Genomic DNA, 17,961 nt, shown 5'->3' on the forward strand with positions numbered 1-17,961 from the left:
TCAATAGTATTTGAGTTAAATAAGAAGAAAAGCAGGATTCTTTTCCATCAATATTTATTGAAAAAAAAATTTATTATGTGTATACTATTTAAGACTAAATAAAAAATATGTATATGGAGGGGAGAAAAATGGATAACAAGAGAACACTTCCATTAATTCCTCTAAGGGGATTAACTATTTTTCCTAATATGGTTTTACACTTTGATGTTGGAAGAGAAAAATCAATTCAAGCTGTAGATACTGCTATGCTTAGTGATGAAGAAATATTCTTAGCAATGCAGAGGGACATTGAATTAGATAATCCAACAGAATCTGATATAAGTAAAATAGGAACTGTATGTAAGATAAAACAAATTATAAAAATGCCTGGTGATACAATAAGAGTATTAGTAGAAGGTAAATATAGAGCTAAAATAGAAGAATATATTGAAAATGAAAACTATTTTGAAGTTGCTTTTAAAGAAATAGTTGAAAATTATGATGAAGAAGATGTTGAATTAACAGCATACTTTGAAAGCTTAAAGAAGTCTTTTAAGAAGTTTACTAAAGCAGTTGGTGATGATTCACCTGAGATGGCAAGCAATATAAAGAAAGAAAAAAACCCATATGATTTCGTTAATGTTGTTGCAAGTTATTTGCCATTAACAGAGGAAAAGAAACAGGAAATTTTACAAACTATTGATATAAAGAAAAGAATAGAAATGCTTTTAACTTCTATTGAAAATGAATTAAAAGTAATCAAAGTTCAAAAGAAGCTTGCTGGTAAAATGAAGAAGAGTGTTGATGACAGTCAAAAAGAATTTTACTTAAGAGAACAGCTTAAATTTATTCAAGAAGAACTTGGAGAAGATGATGACGAAAAGGCTGTAATTAAAGAACTTGAAGAAAAGATAGCAAAAAAGAAAATGCCTAAAGAGGTAAAGGAAAAGGTTACAACTGAGTTTAATAAACTTAAGAGAATAAGCGCATCTTCTTCTGAAGGAAATTCTATTCAGTCTTATCTTCAATGGGTTCTTGATATACCATGGGGAAGATATTCTAGAGAAAAATTAGATATAAATGATGTTGAAGAAGTACTTAATGAAGAACATTATGGTCTAGAAGATGTTAAGGAAAGAATAATTGAGTATCTTTCAGTTAAAAAAATAAGCGGATCATTAAAAGGGCCAATTCTTTGCTTAGTAGGGCCACCAGGAGTTGGTAAGAGTTCTATAGCTAAATCTATAGCTAAAGCAGTAAATAGACACTTTGTAAGAATATCTTTAGGTGGATTAAAGGATGAAGCTGAAATAAGAGGACATAGACGAACATATGTTGCAGCTATTCCAGGAAGAATGGTATACGCACTTAAGGAAGCTAAGTCATTAAATCCATTAATTCTACTTGATGAAATTGATAAATTAAGCACTGATTATAAAGGTAATCCAGCAGATGCATTACTTGAAGTTTTAGATAGTGAACAAAATAAAACATTTAGAGATAACTATTTAGAAGTTCCAGTGGATCTATCAAAAACAATGTTTATAACAACTGCAAATAGTCTTGATACAATTCCAAGACCTCTATTAGATAGAATGGAAGTAGTTCAGGTATCAGGATATACTTACGAAGAAAAGTTCCATATAGCTAAAGATCACTTAATACCTAAATTATTTAAAGAATATAATATAAATGGTGATAAGATAATAATTGATGATGAAGCTATACAAGAAGTTGTAGATGGATATACTAGAGAATCAGGAGTAAGAAGCTTAGAGAGAGCTTTAGGAAAGCTTGTTAGAAAAGCTATTGCAAAAATGCTTAAAGAAGGAAAAGAATCAATAGAAATTGATAAGAAAAAAGTTGAGGAACTTTTAGGCGTTAGAATATTTACTTTTGATGAAATTAAAAATGAGGATAAAGTTGGAGTAGTAACAGGTCTTGCATGGACTGCTTATGGAGGAGATACTCTATATATTGAAGCTGTGGTTATGGACGGTAATGGAAAACTTCAGCTTACAGGAAAACTAGGAGATGTTATGCAAGAGTCTGCAAAGGCTGCATATTCCTATGTAAGAGCTAATGCTAAAAAGTACGGAATTGATAGTGAATTCTACAAAAATAAAGATGTTCATATCCACGTTCCTGAAGGAGCAGTTCCAAAGGATGGACCTTCAGCTGGTGTAACTATGATTACAGCTTTAGTTTCTGCATTATCTGGTAGAAAAGTTAAGGGAAATGTAGCTATGACAGGTGAAATAACACTTACAGGAAAAGTTCTTCCTATTGGAGGGTTAAAAGAAAAATCTTTAGCAGCATTTAGAGCAGGAGTAGACACAATAATTATTCCTAAAGATAATGCTAAAGATGTTAAGGATATACCTGAAAGTATAAGAGAAAAAATAACAATAATTGAAGCAGAAAGAGTAGATACAGTGCTTGATAATGCTTTAGCTGGAGATGATACAAATGAAAATAAAAAGTAGTGAATTTATAATATCGGCTGTAAAAAGAAATCAATATCCAGTTGATAATAGAGTTGAAATTGCTTTTGTAGGAAGATCAAATGTAGGAAAAAGCTCTATAATAAATGCATTGACTAATAGAAAAAAATTAGCAAAGGTTAGTCAAACACCAGGAAAGACAAAGTTAATAAACTTTTTCTTAATAAATAATGATTTCTACCTAGTTGATTTACCAGGTTACGGTTATGCTAAAGTTTCTAAGAAGGAACAGGAAAGCTGGGGAAGAACTATTGAAACATATCTTCATGGACGTGAAGAACTTAAAAGAGTTGTTTTATTAGTAGATTCAAGACATAAGCCTACTGGAGACGATATTACAATGTATAACTGGATAAAACATTTTGGTTATGATTGTATTGTTGTAGCAACAAAGAGAGATAAATTATCTAATAACGAAATAAGAAAAAGTGAAAAATTGATAAAAGATACACTAAAACTTAAGCCTGAAGATAGATTTTACTTCTTCTCATCTTTAAATAAGTTAGGAAGAGATGAATTAGTAGACAATTTATTTGCTGACTTAGCGGCTGAAGAATAGTAGAGAAATTAAGCTTTTAAAGTTGAAAAACTTTAAAGCTTAATTTTTTTTTAGAAATAGTGTCAAATGGTGATGCCTGGAATAGTATATAGTATAAAAATTAAATATTATTCCAAGGAGGAACTTACTATGGAACTTAATGACATTATTGAAGGATTAAACTGTAATTCTAATAATAGTGGAAACAGTAATAGCAATAATAATGGATGTAATTGTAATGGATTGAATTCATTAGGAAACTTGGGTGCTGGATATAATAATTTCGGTGGAAACTGCGGCTTTGGCGGCGGATGGTGGTGGATCTGGATTCTATTAATCTTCTTCTTCTTCGGATGCGGTGGAAATGGATACGGAAATTATGGAATGATGAATAATTGCTGCTGTGGTAAGAGTTCAAAGAGACATCGTAACTATTGCTGCGACCCATGCTGCTGTGGTAGAAACAATAATAACAACAACTCATTCTTTGGTGGATCTTGGTGGTTATTCTTATTAGTTCTTCTATTTATCTGTGGTGGAAACAATGGATTAGGTGGAAACTGTGGAATAGGCGGATATGGCGGATTCGATGGAATAGGCTGCGGATTCTAAAAATATAAGCTTATAATTAATTAGAAGGGAGATAAGTTTATGTCAAAGCATAAAGATAAAAGAGGCTGCTGCTGTAAATGTTGTGATTCATGTTGCTGCTCTTCAGGATATATGAATAACTATGGTGGATTTGGAAATATCTTTGGAGGATCAGGATGTGGATTCTGGGAAGCTATTCTATTTTGGTTAATAGCATGTGGAGCAGGACTTCTAAATACTAATTCAATTTTAATAATATTACTATTCTTACTTTATGGCTGGTGCGGCGATAATGGCTGCCAAAATAGCTTTGGTTGGTAGTAAAGTTAAATGGAGGGCGCTATAATAAAGTGCCCTCCAAAAATTTTGTCCAAAATAAATTAACGAATAAGAAATAAATACATATACTATCAATATAATACTTGATTTGGAGAGTTGTTATGTCGAGACATAAACGTAAATCCAGGGATATGAATAAAATTAGAAATCCTTATTTTAATAACTGCATAAATAATAACCCTTTTGGTATAAGTCCACAACAGTTATTGAGATTATTGGGAAGTAACATAGATATGAGTGGTATTAACAATATATTATCATCAATGGGACGAGAAGGATTTGATATTAATGCTATGAACACACAGATGAATAATTTTAATAGTATGAATGATACTAAAAGCTGTGAAAACATTAATTTAAATCAGGAAGTAGACCTTAAGTCGGAGAACATAGAAAGTATTAAGGATGAAGATGATAATATAAAATTTCTTCAAAGTATAAAGAGTATAGTTTCTAAAGATAAGGCTGAATTTATTGATAAGGTAATAGAGTTATATAATTCTGGTGCATTTAAAGATTTTAAAAAGTAATGAATAATTTTTGTTATATAGGTTAATAATATTATTGTACCGGAGAAAGTATTCTCCTATAGCTAAATGAAGTTTTTCTTCATACTAGCTAAACCCCCCCCATCCCCCTTTTAGGCCGCAACGTTGTTGCGGTCTTTTAATATTATAAAATATTATTTTTGATGAAATGATGAAATTTCATAAGTTGTATCATTAATAAGTTCAGTAGTTAGATAAATTGTTATTTGAGATTTTGAATTATCATAAGATGAATATTTTTCAAAGTTAAGATTCCACTTATAAGATGCAGCTTTTCCTTTAGTATTAGAAGTATCATCATAGAAAAAACCATTTTGGAAACTATAAGTATTATTTTCCTTATCTAAATTCCAGAGTAGGCTTAAATCTTCTGGTGAAATTCCTTCTTTAAATATATTAGGAAGTTCGTATAATTCTGATTGCATTTCTATTACATTAATAAATGATTGAATAATCGCTATATCTGGATTTAAATTTGTATCACTTGTAGTATCAAGAATTTCCTTATCTAAAATCATAAAAGAATTAAAAGATGACATTCCAGAAAAAGAATTTAATGTATAACATTCTGGAGTTTTATTAGAATTTAAATCTAAAGCACCTAATAAATTATTATCATTGCTAAAGACTTTTATAAAGCTATTATCTTTCCAAGTAAAAATATAATTAACAGGTTTATTGTTTAAGTTTCCTTGTACTATAATATCAGGATATAAGTTTCGAGATAACTTTTGTATATATATACTTAAAGGCCAAAAAGAAGAGTGAGTAGATAAAATATTGTTATCACATAATGAACTAAGAAAATATGTATGATTATCAGATGTGATTTCAATATCATCATTATCATTTTGAGTTATTATAGATATAGTTTCTTTATTGCCATCTGCATTTAAATCAAGAGAATTATTTTTCATAGTATCTAATGGTTTAAAAGTTTCTTTAGTAAGGCTACTACTGTTGTCTTTCATAGGATATATAAGAAGAATGAATAGGATTAATATTATAAAGAGTCCTAGAATATACATAATATTTTTTTTGCTTACAAATATATACTTCATTAATTTATCACCTCTTATATACGTATATGAAGCGACAATATTAAATATAAGTAACAGTTTAAATTTAAAACTTCTAGACATAAAAAAAGAACTAAATTTAATTAGTTCTTTCCGTTTGCTAAGCAAGATTCACATACTCCATAAAAATAAACCTGATTCGATACTACGTTGTAGTTCGTATGTTTTTTTGCTTCTTCATTTAAATATGTTGAATCAAAACACTCTAAATCATCTACTTTTCCACAATGAATACATTGAATATGAGCATGACTTGAGACTGTTCCGTCATATCTAAAATTACCTTCACCAACGTTAATTTCTTGAATTAACTCAACTTCTACTAGAGTCTTTAATGCTTTATAAACAGTTGCAAGACTCATTGTAGGATAGTCAGGTTGTAATGCCTTATAAATAGCTTCTGCAGAAGGGTGATCCTTAGTACTATTAAGATATTTATAAACTGCTAATCTTTGTGGAGTAAGTTTTAATTTTTTTTCTTTAAAAATAGATGAAATTGTATCCATTAATTACATTCCTTCCGATATATTATAATAAATTATAATATATAATCACTGGTTGTGTCAATAATTATTTATAGAATATTATAAGTAAAAAATAATTATTATTATTTAATTAGGATAAATTATAGTGTTAGATAAAAAATAAGGATAAAAAAGAAAAGATGTAAAAAAATATTGAATATGTAATATAATGGTGGTAAACTTAAATAAACTAAGTCTAAGTGACTTATTGGTAGGGGGGATTAAGATGTCAAAATACAAAGTTGGAGATGAATTAGTAATAATTAATGATCCAAATGAAGAAGAAAGAAAACTTAAGGAATTAACTCAGTTGTCAGTTAAAGATGATTATGCACAAATTTCTTGGGGAATTAAAATTGTAGATGTAGAATATGATAAACCAAATGTAACTTTAACATATAGAAATGTTGAAGGTCAAGAAAGTAAAGTGTTTGCAGTATGTAATGATGTTAAGAACTTTGATCAAGAAAAGGTACTTGAAAAGGCACTATTAAAAGCATTCCAAAATGAAATTATACAGATTTCTGTAAATAAAAATAAGTAAGCTTACATTACTAACTGCCTAAAAACATATTCTGTGCTTTTTGGCAGTTATTATATTTTCTTCAAAATAGCTTATAATGCTGAAGTTTTTATCATAATACAAAGGGAATTTTCTTTAAATTTTTAATTCTTTATACTATAATTAAATAAAATATATAGTAGGGAGTTGCAAGATGGAGATTTTTTTGGCTAGACAAGCTATATATGATAAAAAAGGTGACGTAGTAGCTTATGAATTATTATTTAGAGATTCAAGAGAGAACTATTTTCCTCGAAATATTGATGAGGAAAAAGCTACATTAAAACTTATTTCAAATTGTGGAATGATGGGCATTTCAAAGTTGCCAAATAATAAAAAGGCATTTGTTAATTTTCCAAGAGGAGTTTTACTTAAGGATGTAGTAAGTCTCCTATCTTCTGAAAGGTATGTAGTTGAAATCTTAGAGAATGTTGAACCAACTGAAGAAATACTTATATATTTATCAGAATTAAAAAAGAAGAATTATATACTTGCTTTAGATGATGTTAGCAATAAAGAGAGATGTAAAGATTTTGAAACTCTAATAGATATATATATAATTGATTTTGTTGCAGCTAATAAGGATGAAAGAAGCAAAATTGTAGAGGAAATAAGAAGAATAAATCCTAAAGCAGAATTATTAGCAGAAAAAATTGAAAATGAAGAAGAATATGAAGAAGCAATTAATCTTGGATATTCATACTTCCAAGGATACTATTTTAGCAAACCTGTTATTGTTTCAGGAAAAGATATAGAGGTTAAAAACTTAAATTGTTTTAATATTATGGTTGAACTTTTAAATCCTGATTTTAGTATTGATGTTGTTGAAGATATTATAAAATCTGATGTGGGAATAAGTTATAAATTAATTAAGTTCTTAAATTCATCAGCTTTTGGATTTAAGCAAGAAATAACATCAATAAGGCAAGCTATTATGATGATAGGAAGAAAAGAATTAAAGAAGTGGCTTTCATTACTTGCTATTAGTGAAATTCAAGGGGAAAGTAATGAACAAGTAACTGTGGTTAGTATAATGAAGGCGCGTTTTTGCGAGCTTATTGCAATGAATGTAGTAGGTGATAAGTCAGCAAATGCATTTTTAACAGGATTATTTTCTAATTTAGATATTTTTATTAATAAAGATATGGAAGAAATTATAGATGAAATTCCAACTTTATCAGAAGAAGTTAAAATGGCTTTGTTAGGAAAAGAAAATGTGCTTGGAGATATACTTAAGCTTGTAAATGCATATGAAAATATGGATATGGAACAAGTAGATATATTATGTGATAAGCTTGGATATGATAAAAATTTATTAGTAGAGCAATATATAGAAGCAGTAAATTGGGTAAATAGGATTACTAATTAAGTATAAAATATGTTGAATATTTAAGGGTGATGGTTTATGAGAATATGTCCATTTTGGTCAAGCGAAAGAAGAAAAATAGAATGCAGTAATGACTGCCCTATGAATGATTTTTATTCAACAGAAGATAATTGTCCTTTTCAGGAATATTTAGATGAAAACAGCATAAAGATAAAAAGCATTGATGAAGGGGAATTTGCATATAAAGAAAATGAATAAATTCTCATCAATATTAATAAAGATGTTTTTTTAAAAGTCTTAACAGATCTGTATTATTAAATAGGTTTGTTAGGGCTTTTTTACTTGTAGATTTTATAAATAATTATTAAAATATAATTATTTGATTAGGAAAAATGATATTTGGTAATAATTTAGATAAATTAAGGAGGAGTCATTTTAATATGAATTTAGACAGCTATCAAATGAAAGCAGTAAAGGCTTTAGATAAAAACATACTTGTTGTTGCTGCACCTGGCTCTGGAAAGACGACTGTTATAGTAAATAGAATAAAATATTTAGTTGATGATCTTAAAGTGAAAAATGGAAATATAATTGTTTTAACCTTTACAAAATCAGCAGCTTTAAATATGAAATATAGATATGAAAAAGCTTTTAAAAAAGAAGTTAGTCCCTTCTTTGGAACTTTTCATGGTCTTTTTTATAAGATTCTTTCAAGGGAAGGATTTAAAATTGAAATTATTCAAGGGTATACAGTTCAAAAAATAATAGAAGGTGTACTTAAAAAGTATTCTGATGATGTAAGTGAAGATAAAGTTAAGGAAGCTATAAATAATATCTCTTTATTTAAAACCTCAAGACAATCCTTTAATGAATTTACTCCAAGCTTTTCTAAAGATATTTTTAAGGAATGTTATGAACAATATACTGCATATAAAAATGAAAATGGATTATGGGATTTTGATGATTTAGCTATAAAAACTTTAGAGCTTTTTAATGAAAATGAGCGTTTAAGAGAAGGATATAAAGGTCTATTTAAATATATCCTTGTAGATGAGTTCCAAGATTGTGATGAGCTTCAAATAGACTTTTTAAGACTTATGAATCAAAGTAGTGAAAATTATCTTTTTGCAGTAGGGGATGAAGATCAATGTATATATTCATTTAGAGGTTCTAAACCTGAATATATGGTTATATTTGATAAGATTTATGAATGTGGTAAGAAGTATTATCTATCAAAGAATTATAGAAGTAACAAGAATATAATAGAAGCTTCTAAAAAAGTTATTTCATACAATAAATCAAGAAATAACAAAGAAATATTTTCTAATAAAGAAACAGATGGAGTAATAGATTGTGTTGCCTGCCAAGATGAAAATGCCCAAGGCGAAGAAATTGTTAAGAGAATAAAGGCATTAGAGGAAAGTGGAAAATATAATTACAAAGATAACATAGTTTTATATAGAACTAATATGGAATCTATGAGTATAGTTGATACCTTTATTAGAAATAAAATACCTTTTACTATGATGGATAGAGAATATAATTTCTTTAATCATTTTATTTGCAGAGATCTTTTATCTTACTTAGCATTAGCTAATAATCCATATGATAGGGAGTCCTTTATACATATTATTAATAAGCCTTTTAGATACATAAGTAAAACTAGTATTGCTTATGTAAGAGATTATAAAGAAGAGAAGGATACCTTTGATATATTAATTGACAAAAGTGATACTCCTACTTTTCAAAAGAAGAAGTTAGATGAGCTTAAAAGGGATTTTAATTATATAAAGAAAGCTTCATTAAGCAGTGCTGTTCAGTTTATTATTAGTGATTTAGGATATCTTGATTACTTAAAAACTTATGCTGAAAAGTTTGGAAGTAGTATTGAAGATTTAGAAGATATATTAGAGGAATTCAAAACATCTGCTTCTGCATTTAAAACAATTTATGAGTTTTTTATTCATGTAGATGAAGTTGGTAAAAAGCTTGAAGAAAGTAAAAGAACTAAGAATGAAAATAGAGTGTTATTAAGTACTATACATGGCGTTAAGGGTATGGAGTTTAAAAATGTATTTTTAATTAATTGTAATGAAGATACTATGCCTCATAGCCAAAGTAAAGAAAATAATTTAGAAGAGGAAAGAAGACTTTTCTATGTTGCTATAACAAGAGCTATAGATAACCTTTATCTTTTTGTTCCTAAAATGAGAAAAGGTAAGTTTAAGGAAGTTTCAAGGTTTATTACTGAAGGTGGCTTTATGAGTAAGGTAGAGGCTAAGGCTGAACATAATCTTAAAGTTGGCACAGTTTTAAAACATAAAGCTTTTGGAGAAGGTATTGTTAGAGAAGTTGATGGAAGTAGCGTTAAGATTAAGTTTGATGACGGAAGAGAGAGAAAGTTTTCTGGAAAAATACTTATGAGAAGCGGACTTATAGAGATAATTAAATAGAATCATTTTTATAATGAATATAGTGGGTATTCTTAAAATTAAAGATAAGGATACTCACTTTTATTTTTAAATTAGCGTAGTCGTAAAAGATAGATTATATATCTTAATAGATTATTTACAATATTTTCAAAAAGAAATACAATATGCATATAAGGATATATCTTTACATAAGGATAGGGGGATATTTATGAAAAAATTAAGAACAATAATTATATTTCTTATAGCATTTGCATTAGTTGATCTTGTGGCTAATATATGTGTATCAGCTTCAGAAAGTAAGGTTAACTTATTTTCAGGAAACAGCAATGCAGGAGCTTGGAACACGGCTGTAGCATTAAGGGATATAAAAAATGAAAGTGCCTTTGATTCATCAGAATTTAAGAATAAGGGATATTTTTATGTGGAATATACAGGAGAAAAAGAAGGCCTTCAGCTTATTTTACAAAGCTGGTCAGGGGGAGAAGGATGGGCTTTAGCTAATCCAAGTGAAGTAGGAACTATAGATGATAATATTAATTATGCTAAGTTTGATGAAAATAGTATAAAGGAAGTTTATAAGTCTGATATTTCTACCTTAGATGCTATTTACTTATGGAATGTGAAAGGATCTATTACAGTTAAGTCTATTGATTATGTTATGGAAAGTAGTGCTCAAGATGTTGAAGATGCAAACTTAAAAGTAATTGAGCCAACAGAAGATAATATAAGGTATTTAGGAAGAGCTTATAATTATAAAAATGAATTATGGCTTGCTCCTTCAGCTTCAGGTGCAGAGTTTTCTTTTACAGGAAAAGAGTTAAGCATTACCTTTAAAGGAGATTACTTTGCAGATGGAGAAAATGTTAATAATGCAAGGGTTGCAGTTTTAGTGAATGATAAAGTTGTAGTAGATAAGATGATTATAGACGAAGAAAGTACAGTAAAAGTCTTTGAAAGTGAAGAACCTCAAAAGGTTAAAGTAACAATTGTTAAATTATCAGAATCAACAAAATCAACTTTAGGAATAAAAGATATTAAGACTGATAAAAATGGTGAAGTAAAGAAAACTGAGAAAAAATCTAAATCTATAGAGTTTATTGGAGATTCTATTACATGTGGATATGGAGTTGAAGATGAAGATAGCAGTCACTCATTTAAAACTTCAACAGAAAATGTAATGAGAGGCTATGCTTATAAAACTGCTAAAGAATTAGAGGCAGATTTAAGCATAACCTCATATAGTGGATATGGAATTGTATCTGGATATTCTGAAATAGGAGTAAAAAATTCAGAGGAGCTTGTTTCTAAATATTATGATAAGATTGGATATTCTTATGGAGCATTTAATTCAGAATTAAAGCCAGAAGATATTGCATGGGATTTTAATAGATATGAGCCAGATTTAGTAGTAATAAATTTAGGAACAAATGATACTAACTTCTGTAACAGTGATGAAAATAAAGCAGAATTCGTTAAAGCTTATATAGATTTTATTAAGGAAGTTAGAGAAAAGAACCCTAATTCTAAAATCTTATGTACTTTAGGAATTATGGGAGATTCACTATATGAACAAGTTGAAAAAGCTGTTAATAGTTATAAAAATGAAACAGGAGATATGTTTGTATATTCAATGAAGTTTGATGTGCAAAATTATCTAGATGGATTTGCTGCAGACTGGCATCCTACAGAAAAAACTCATACTAAGGCAGCTATAAAACTTACAGAGGAAATAAAAAATATTATGAATTGGTAAGTTTTTTTAGGCAGGTATATTTAATATATCTGCTTATTTTATGCCTAATATGGGAATGAATTTGTATAAAAACTATATTAATAGAAATATAGGAATATATATAAATAGATATTATTTAAGTTAGTGCTATCTATTTCATGTTTTTTAAGGCAAGGGGGCTAAATTGTGAGTTATATTGATAAGTTAATAGCTGAGCGATTAGGTGGAATTAATTTTGGGAAATCAATAGAAATATATAAGTTTGAAAAAATAAAGAGAGCTAAGGCAGAAGTTAAAATAAATAAACCTGATATAAAGCTTATAGATATGGGGGTTGGAGAGCCAGACTTACCTGCTAATGAAGAAATAGTTAATGTGCTTTGTAGGGAGGCAGGAAAAAGTGAAAATAGGTTTTATGCGGACAATGGTATTTTAGAGTTTCAAGAGGCTGCTTCTAGATATTTAAAAAAGGTATATGGAGTAAAGGGATTAGATCCAAAGAAAAATATAATTCATGGAATAGGTTCTAAACCTATTTTAGCCATGCTTCCCTATTGTCTTGTTAACCCTGGAGATTATGTGATTATGACTACTCCAGGATATCCCATACTAGGAACTCATACAAAGTATTTAGGAGGAAAGGTATATGAATTAAAACTTAAAGAAGAAAATAATTATTTTCCTGATTTCAAAGATATACCTGAAGATGTATTAAAAAAATCTAAAATTTTATATATAAACTATCCTAATAACCCTACAGGTCAGACTGCAACAAAAGAGTTTTTTGAAAGTGTGGTTAAGTTTGCAATGAAAAATAATATTCTTGTTGTTCATGATGCAGCATATGCAGCTGTTACCTTTGATGGGTATAAACCATTAAGTTTTTTAAGTGTTCATGGTGCAGTGGAAGTTGGAGTTGAAGTGCATTCATTATCAAAAGCTTTTAATATGACTGGATGGAGACTAGCTTTTATTGCTGGAAATGAAAAAATAATAAAAGCATATGGAACTGTTAAGGATAATTTTGATTCAGGCCAGTTTAGAGCTATACAAAAGGCTGGAATCTATGCTATGGAGCATACTGAAATTACAGAAAAAATTTGCGAGAAATATTCTAGAAGATTTAACCTTTTAGTAAAAGCATTAAGAGAAGTTGGATTTTGTACGAAAAAACCTAAAGGGACCTTTTATTGCTATGTAAAATCACCAATAGGTGCAGGAAAAATAAGGTTTAGTACAGCAGAAGAGGCTTCGGAGTATTTAATAAAAAAAGCTTCTATTTCTACAGTTCCATGGGATGATGCAGGGGCTTATTTAAGGTTTTCTGTAACCTTTGAAACAGGAGAAGAGGATGAAGTTAATATTATTAATGAATTAAAAGAAAGATTAAAGGCTTTAAATTTAGTGTTTGAACATACTAAGGATAAAGAAAGATAGTATTAGTACCTGCTATCCGTTGTAAGTACATACTTTAATCAATATAAGTAAAATTGCTGGGAGTTATTAAGCGAATGAATTATTAAAGTGAAAGGGGTTTTAGGAGAAAAAATAGCTTAATAATATATTATTGTGCTTATAGAAAAAAATGTTAGATAATAGTATAATTGTAATTAATATATGATATAGGGGTGAGAGTTTTGGAAGGTGTAAAAGAGAAAAGATTAATAGAATCTATATGTGATGCTTGTCCATACATTCAATTAGTATCAGACAGCCAATTATCAATAGCTATTACAGACAAAGAAAAAGTAATTTATACAAATTATTGTGATGGAGTAGATTTAAAATTAGAGAAAAATCAATCTATCGTAGATTCAGAGCATATTATGAAAGCCATAAAAACAGGGGAAAAGATTCAAAGAGATATAAGTAAAGATACTCGAGGCATATTTTTAAGACATTATATGATACCTATAAAAGAAGAGGGCCAAGTTGTAGGATGTTTGGTTGTTGGAAAAGTAACTAATAAGAAGAAAGAAGTAGAGGGAATTGCAAGAAATGTTTCCATGTCCTTTTCAGAAATATCTTCGGCAATAAACAATATTTCAGATGGAGTTTTAGAATTAGCATCAATGAATGAAGAACTTTTAAAGGAAAGTGAAAAAGCTACATCTGAAGCTGAAAATACTAAAGAAGTTGTGAATTTTATACAAGGTATATCTTCTCAAATAAATCTTTTAGGATTAAATGCAGCCATTGAAGCTGCAAGAGCTGGAGAAGAGGGAAGAGGATTTAGTATAGTGGCTCAAGAAATTAGAAAATTAGCTAACTCTACTAGCGAATCAATTAAGGAAGTTTATAGCGTAATTAAGAACATATCATCTTCAATTGCAAATATTAATGAAAAAGTTATAAAATCAAATGATATCTCACAAAATCAATCAGCTGCTCTAGAGGAGATAACAGCATCTATATCAGAAGTAAATGTTACAGCAAAGCAGCTTGATGATTTGGCCCATGATCTTTAAGTTAGAGTAAGGATATAAATGTATATTATATGCATAAAGGAGCTTGTATTTTTTATAGATAAAAAAGTACAAGCTCTTTTATTTATCTTCAGAATTAATGAAATAAAATATAAATATGATATAATATAATTTAATAAATATGAAGAAAGGTGGTTAAAATGAGTTTTTATAATGATAGTATAAAGGATACATTAAAAAAACTTAATGTAGAGTCTGAAAAAGGTCTTAGCAGTAAAGAAGCTATAGAAAGACTTCATAAGTATGGGAAAAATGAATTTACTCAGAAAAGTGAGTCTAGTATTTTAGCAGATATAAAGGATGCTTTATTAGAACCAATGATGATAATACTTCTTTTAGCAGCCGTTATCAGTGGTTTAATTGGCGAATATTATGATGCTATAGGTATTGTGTGTGCAGTTGCTCTTGGAGTTGCTATAGGAATTATAACTGAAGGTAAGTCCAAAAAAGCAGCAGAAGCTCTTGCTAAAATGACTGAAGATATTGAAGTTAAGACCTTAAGAGATGGTAAAGTTCAAAAGGTATCTAAAAGTGAACTTGTACCAGGTGACATTATTTATCTAGAAACAGGAGATATGATTCCTGCTGATGGAAGATTTATTGAATCATTAGATCTTAAAGTTAGAGAGGACATGCTAACAGGAGAATCTGATGATGTAAAAAAAGATGCAAGTGCAATTATTGAACTTGAAGAAATAGAAGTAAAGGGTGAGAAGAAACTTCAAGAACCTATACCTGCAAAACAAATTAACATGGGATTTACAGGTACTCTTGTAGCTTATGGAAAAGGAACAATGGTAGTTACAGGAACTGGCGATAATACTGAAATGGGTAAAATTGCTGAAAGTCTTCAAATAGAACAAGAAGAAACTCCACTTCAAGTTAAACTTGGAAAGCTAGGTAGTTCTATTGCTAAGGCTTCAAGTGTAATAGCATTAGTTTTATTTTTATTTATGTTATTTAGAATATTATCAAATGGGTTACAGGTTGATACATCAGGAATTGTTCCTTTTCTTGATTCCATTGGGCCAATTAAAACAGCCTTTGTTGTATGTATTGCATTAATAGTTGCTGCAGTTCCAGAGGGGCTTCCTACTATGATTAATATGACTTTAGCATTAACTATGCAAAAGATGGCTAAAATTAATGCTCTTGTTACTAAGAAGGAAGCTTGTGAAACTATTGGGTCAGTAAGTGTAATATGTTCAGATAAAACAGGTACTCTTACTCAAAATAGAATGACTGTTGAAAAAGTATTTTTAAATGGTGAATTTATTTCCTTGGAAAATATAAAAGATGAGAAATTTATAGCTAACTGTCTTTTAAACTCAACAGCAGATATTACATATGAGGATGGAAAGTGGAATTACCTTGGAAATTCTACAGAGTGTGCTCTTTTATTAGCTTTAAAGGATTATGACTATAAAGAAAGAAGAAAAATTAGTAGTATAGTAGATCAAATGCCTTTTAGTTCTATGAATAAATATATGGCAACTATAGTTAAAGAAAGTGATGCGTTTGATGTATTATATTTAAAAGGAGCACCTGAAATAATACTTAATAAGTGTAGCTTTGAAGTTAAAAATGGAGAAGCTATTAAACTTGATGATTCAAGAAAAGAAGAAATAGTTAAGGAAATTCAAAAACTTCAAGCAAAATCAATGAGAATATTAGGCTTTGCTTATAGAACATTAGAAGAATCAGAAATGGAAGCAGCTGTAACAATAGCTGAAAGTTCTTTAATATCTAGTAATGAAGAATTTGTGTTTAATGGATTTGTAGCAATTAAAGATCCATTAAGACCAGACGTTAAAAAATCAATTGAAGATGCTAAAAAGGCTGGAATTCAAACAAAAATGCTTACTGGAGATAATATAAATACTGCAGTTGCCATAGGTGAAGAGCTTGGTATGCTTGAAGGAAATATGAGAGCAGTAGAAGCAAGCTTTATTGATACATTAACAGATGATGAACTTATGGAAGAAATAAAAACAATATCAATAGTTGCTAGAAGTAAGCCTGAAACTAAGCTTAGAATAGTTAATGCTCTTCAAAGAGATGGAGAAGTTGTTGCAGTTACTGGTGATGGAATAAATGATGCTCCAGCTCTTACTAAAGCTGATGTTGGTATTGCTATGGGTATAACAGGCACAGAAGTTTCTAAAAATGCAGCAGATATTATATTAACAGATGATAATTTCTCAACTATCATAAATGGAGTTAAATGGGGAAGAGGAGTTTATGAAAACTTCCAAAGATTTATTCAGTTCCAATTAACAGTTAATATTATAGCTTTCTTAATTGCTATTGTTTCACAGGTATTAGGTATGGACATGCCATTTACAACAATTCAATTGTTGTGGGTAAATATCATTATGGATGGACCTCCAGCTTTAGCACTTGGACTTGAACCAATTAGAGAAGAAGTATTTAAGAAGAAACCTGTAAATAGAAATTCTAATATTATTACAAAAACTATGATTACTAGTATAATTTTAAATGCATTATATGTAACCTTTATATTATTAATTCAGATGAAGTTTAATATTTTAGGAGCATCTGAAGAGGTAGTAGGAAATGCTAGTGAAATGGGAACTGTTTTATTTGGAATATTTGCTTTTAGTGCCTTATTTAATGCCTTTAACTGTAGAGAATTTGGAACTAACAGCATATTTAAGAATCTATTTAAAAATAAAACTGCATTAGTAGTTATAGGATTTACAGCTATAGCACAACTTATATTTACTGAGGTATTTTCAAAATTCTTTGATTCAGTAGCTTTATCAGCTGTAATGTGGATAAAGGTAATACTATTATCAGCATGTATTATAGTTGTCAATGAAGTAGTTAAGTTTGTATGTAGATTAATAAGAAAATAATAGAGTTTTTTAATGGGATTTCCCTTCTGAGATTATAAAGATGTATTTGAATTTTTAATTCAGATGCATCTTTTTTGGCTGTATTATGAATAAAAGTGATAAAATATGTCAATCATCTTAACAAACTATAATAGTGCAAAATCGCTTGAATAATTTTACAAATGAATAAAATAAAAAAAAATTTATGACAAATCCTTGTTATAATTAAGTTCCTACACAAAACAAACAAGGAGTATGCATAAATGTTTCAGAACACAATTATATCAGATGAACTATCAATACACAAATTTTTTAAACAATTAAATTTTGATTTATACTTAACTAATCCACAATTAAAACATTTAAAAAGTATTATGAATGCTATGATTTCAAAAGGGTTCAATGGTAAGGTTTCCGACATAGCGGAGCTTGCATCTACAAGGCATCGAACTAGTATAACTC

The 17,961-nt window shown here is 28.9% G+C and carries 15 protein-coding genes and 1 pseudogene; 14 read left to right on the forward strand and 2 right to left on the reverse strand.

What is annotated here, in order from left to right; all coding sequences use genetic code 11:
- Positions 1-128 precede the first annotated feature (128 nt).
- From lon to BM384_RS03195, 5 genes are all read left to right on the forward strand, one after another.
- Entirely contained in the window at positions 129-2,465 is a 2,337-nt protein-coding gene (lon, locus tag BM384_RS03175; protein WP_090010990.1) for an endopeptidase La, read from the forward strand.
- Positions 2,449-3,042 carry a ribosome biogenesis GTP-binding protein YihA/YsxC gene (gene yihA, locus BM384_RS03180; RefSeq protein ID WP_090010992.1) on the forward strand — a complete coding sequence of 198 codons (594 nt, stop codon included), beginning with the start codon at positions 2,449-2,451 and terminating at the stop codon, positions 3,040-3,042. The genes lon and yihA overlap by 17 nt, the downstream gene beginning before the upstream one ends.
- Before the next feature lie 129 nt (positions 3,043-3,171).
- On the forward strand, positions 3,172-3,633 hold the full coding sequence (locus BM384_RS03185) for a hypothetical protein (protein ID WP_090010995.1): 462 nt from the start codon (positions 3,172-3,174) through the stop codon (positions 3,631-3,633).
- Between the two features lie 39 nt (positions 3,634-3,672).
- Positions 3,673-3,933 (forward strand): hypothetical protein, encoded by a 261-nt coding sequence (locus BM384_RS03190; protein WP_090010997.1) that lies wholly within the window; start codon positions 3,673-3,675, stop codon positions 3,931-3,933.
- Between the two features lie 119 nt (positions 3,934-4,052).
- Positions 4,053-4,481 (forward strand): hypothetical protein, encoded by a 429-nt coding sequence (locus tag BM384_RS03195; RefSeq protein WP_090010999.1) that lies wholly within the window; start codon positions 4,053-4,055, stop codon positions 4,479-4,481.
- Positions 4,482-4,633: 152 nt separating this feature from the next.
- On the opposite strand, the gene BM384_RS03200 is transcribed toward BM384_RS03195, so the two are convergent.
- Positions 4,634-5,470, reverse strand: a complete 837-nt coding sequence (locus BM384_RS03200; protein ID WP_207650691.1) for a hypothetical protein — start codon at positions 5,468-5,470, stop codon at positions 4,634-4,636.
- A 191-nt stretch (positions 5,471-5,661) separates the two neighbouring features.
- The gene (locus BM384_RS03205; protein ID WP_090011003.1) at positions 5,662-6,084 is read right to left on the reverse strand and encodes a transcriptional regulator PerR; all 423 of its coding nucleotides are present in this window, start codon (positions 6,082-6,084) and stop codon (positions 5,662-5,664) included.
- 244 nt (positions 6,085-6,328) lie between these two features.
- Here BM384_RS03205 and BM384_RS03210 point away from each other — a divergent pair, with 244 nt between their 5' ends.
- The 9 genes and pseudogenes from BM384_RS03210 to BM384_RS03250 form a co-directional block, all read left to right on the forward strand.
- On the forward strand, positions 6,329-6,646 hold the full coding sequence (locus tag BM384_RS03210; RefSeq protein ID WP_090011005.1) for a hypothetical protein: 318 nt from the start codon (positions 6,329-6,331) through the stop codon (positions 6,644-6,646).
- 172 nt (positions 6,647-6,818) lie between these two features.
- The gene (locus BM384_RS03215) at positions 6,819-8,033 is read left to right on the forward strand and encodes an EAL and HDOD domain-containing protein (protein ID WP_090011007.1); all 1,215 of its coding nucleotides are present in this window, start codon (positions 6,819-6,821) and stop codon (positions 8,031-8,033) included.
- Positions 8,034-8,069: 36 nt separating this feature from the next.
- Complete coding sequence (locus BM384_RS03220; RefSeq protein WP_090011010.1) at positions 8,070-8,249, forward strand: hypothetical protein; 180 nt, start codon at positions 8,070-8,072, stop codon at positions 8,247-8,249.
- Between the two features lie 182 nt (positions 8,250-8,431).
- On the forward strand, positions 8,432-10,444 hold the full coding sequence (locus BM384_RS03225; RefSeq protein ID WP_090011012.1) for an ATP-dependent helicase: 2,013 nt from the start codon (positions 8,432-8,434) through the stop codon (positions 10,442-10,444).
- A gap of 187 nt (positions 10,445-10,631) precedes the next feature.
- Entirely contained in the window at positions 10,632-12,176 is a 1,545-nt protein-coding gene (locus BM384_RS03230; protein ID WP_175537265.1) for a GDSL-type esterase/lipase family protein, read from the forward strand.
- A gap of 165 nt (positions 12,177-12,341) precedes the next feature.
- The gene (locus BM384_RS03235; RefSeq protein ID WP_207650692.1) at positions 12,342-13,592 is read left to right on the forward strand and encodes an LL-diaminopimelate aminotransferase; all 1,251 of its coding nucleotides are present in this window, start codon (positions 12,342-12,344) and stop codon (positions 13,590-13,592) included.
- Positions 13,593-13,792: 200 nt separating this feature from the next.
- The gene (locus tag BM384_RS03240) at positions 13,793-14,623 is read left to right on the forward strand and encodes a methyl-accepting chemotaxis protein (protein WP_090011016.1); all 831 of its coding nucleotides are present in this window, start codon (positions 13,793-13,795) and stop codon (positions 14,621-14,623) included.
- A 158-nt stretch (positions 14,624-14,781) separates the two neighbouring features.
- A complete protein-coding gene (locus BM384_RS03245; RefSeq protein WP_090011018.1) occupies positions 14,782-17,520 on the forward strand; it encodes a calcium-translocating P-type ATPase, PMCA-type in 2,739 nt (912 codons plus the stop codon).
- Positions 17,521-17,762: 242 nt separating this feature from the next.
- Positions 17,763-17,961 (forward strand): annotated as a pseudogene (locus BM384_RS03250) (IS701 family transposase); the annotation flags it as partial.

The organism is Clostridium sp. DSM 8431 (genome assembly GCF_900116755.1).
In the GTDB taxonomy this organism is placed as follows: Bacteria; Bacillota; Clostridia; order Clostridiales; family Clostridiaceae; genus Clostridium.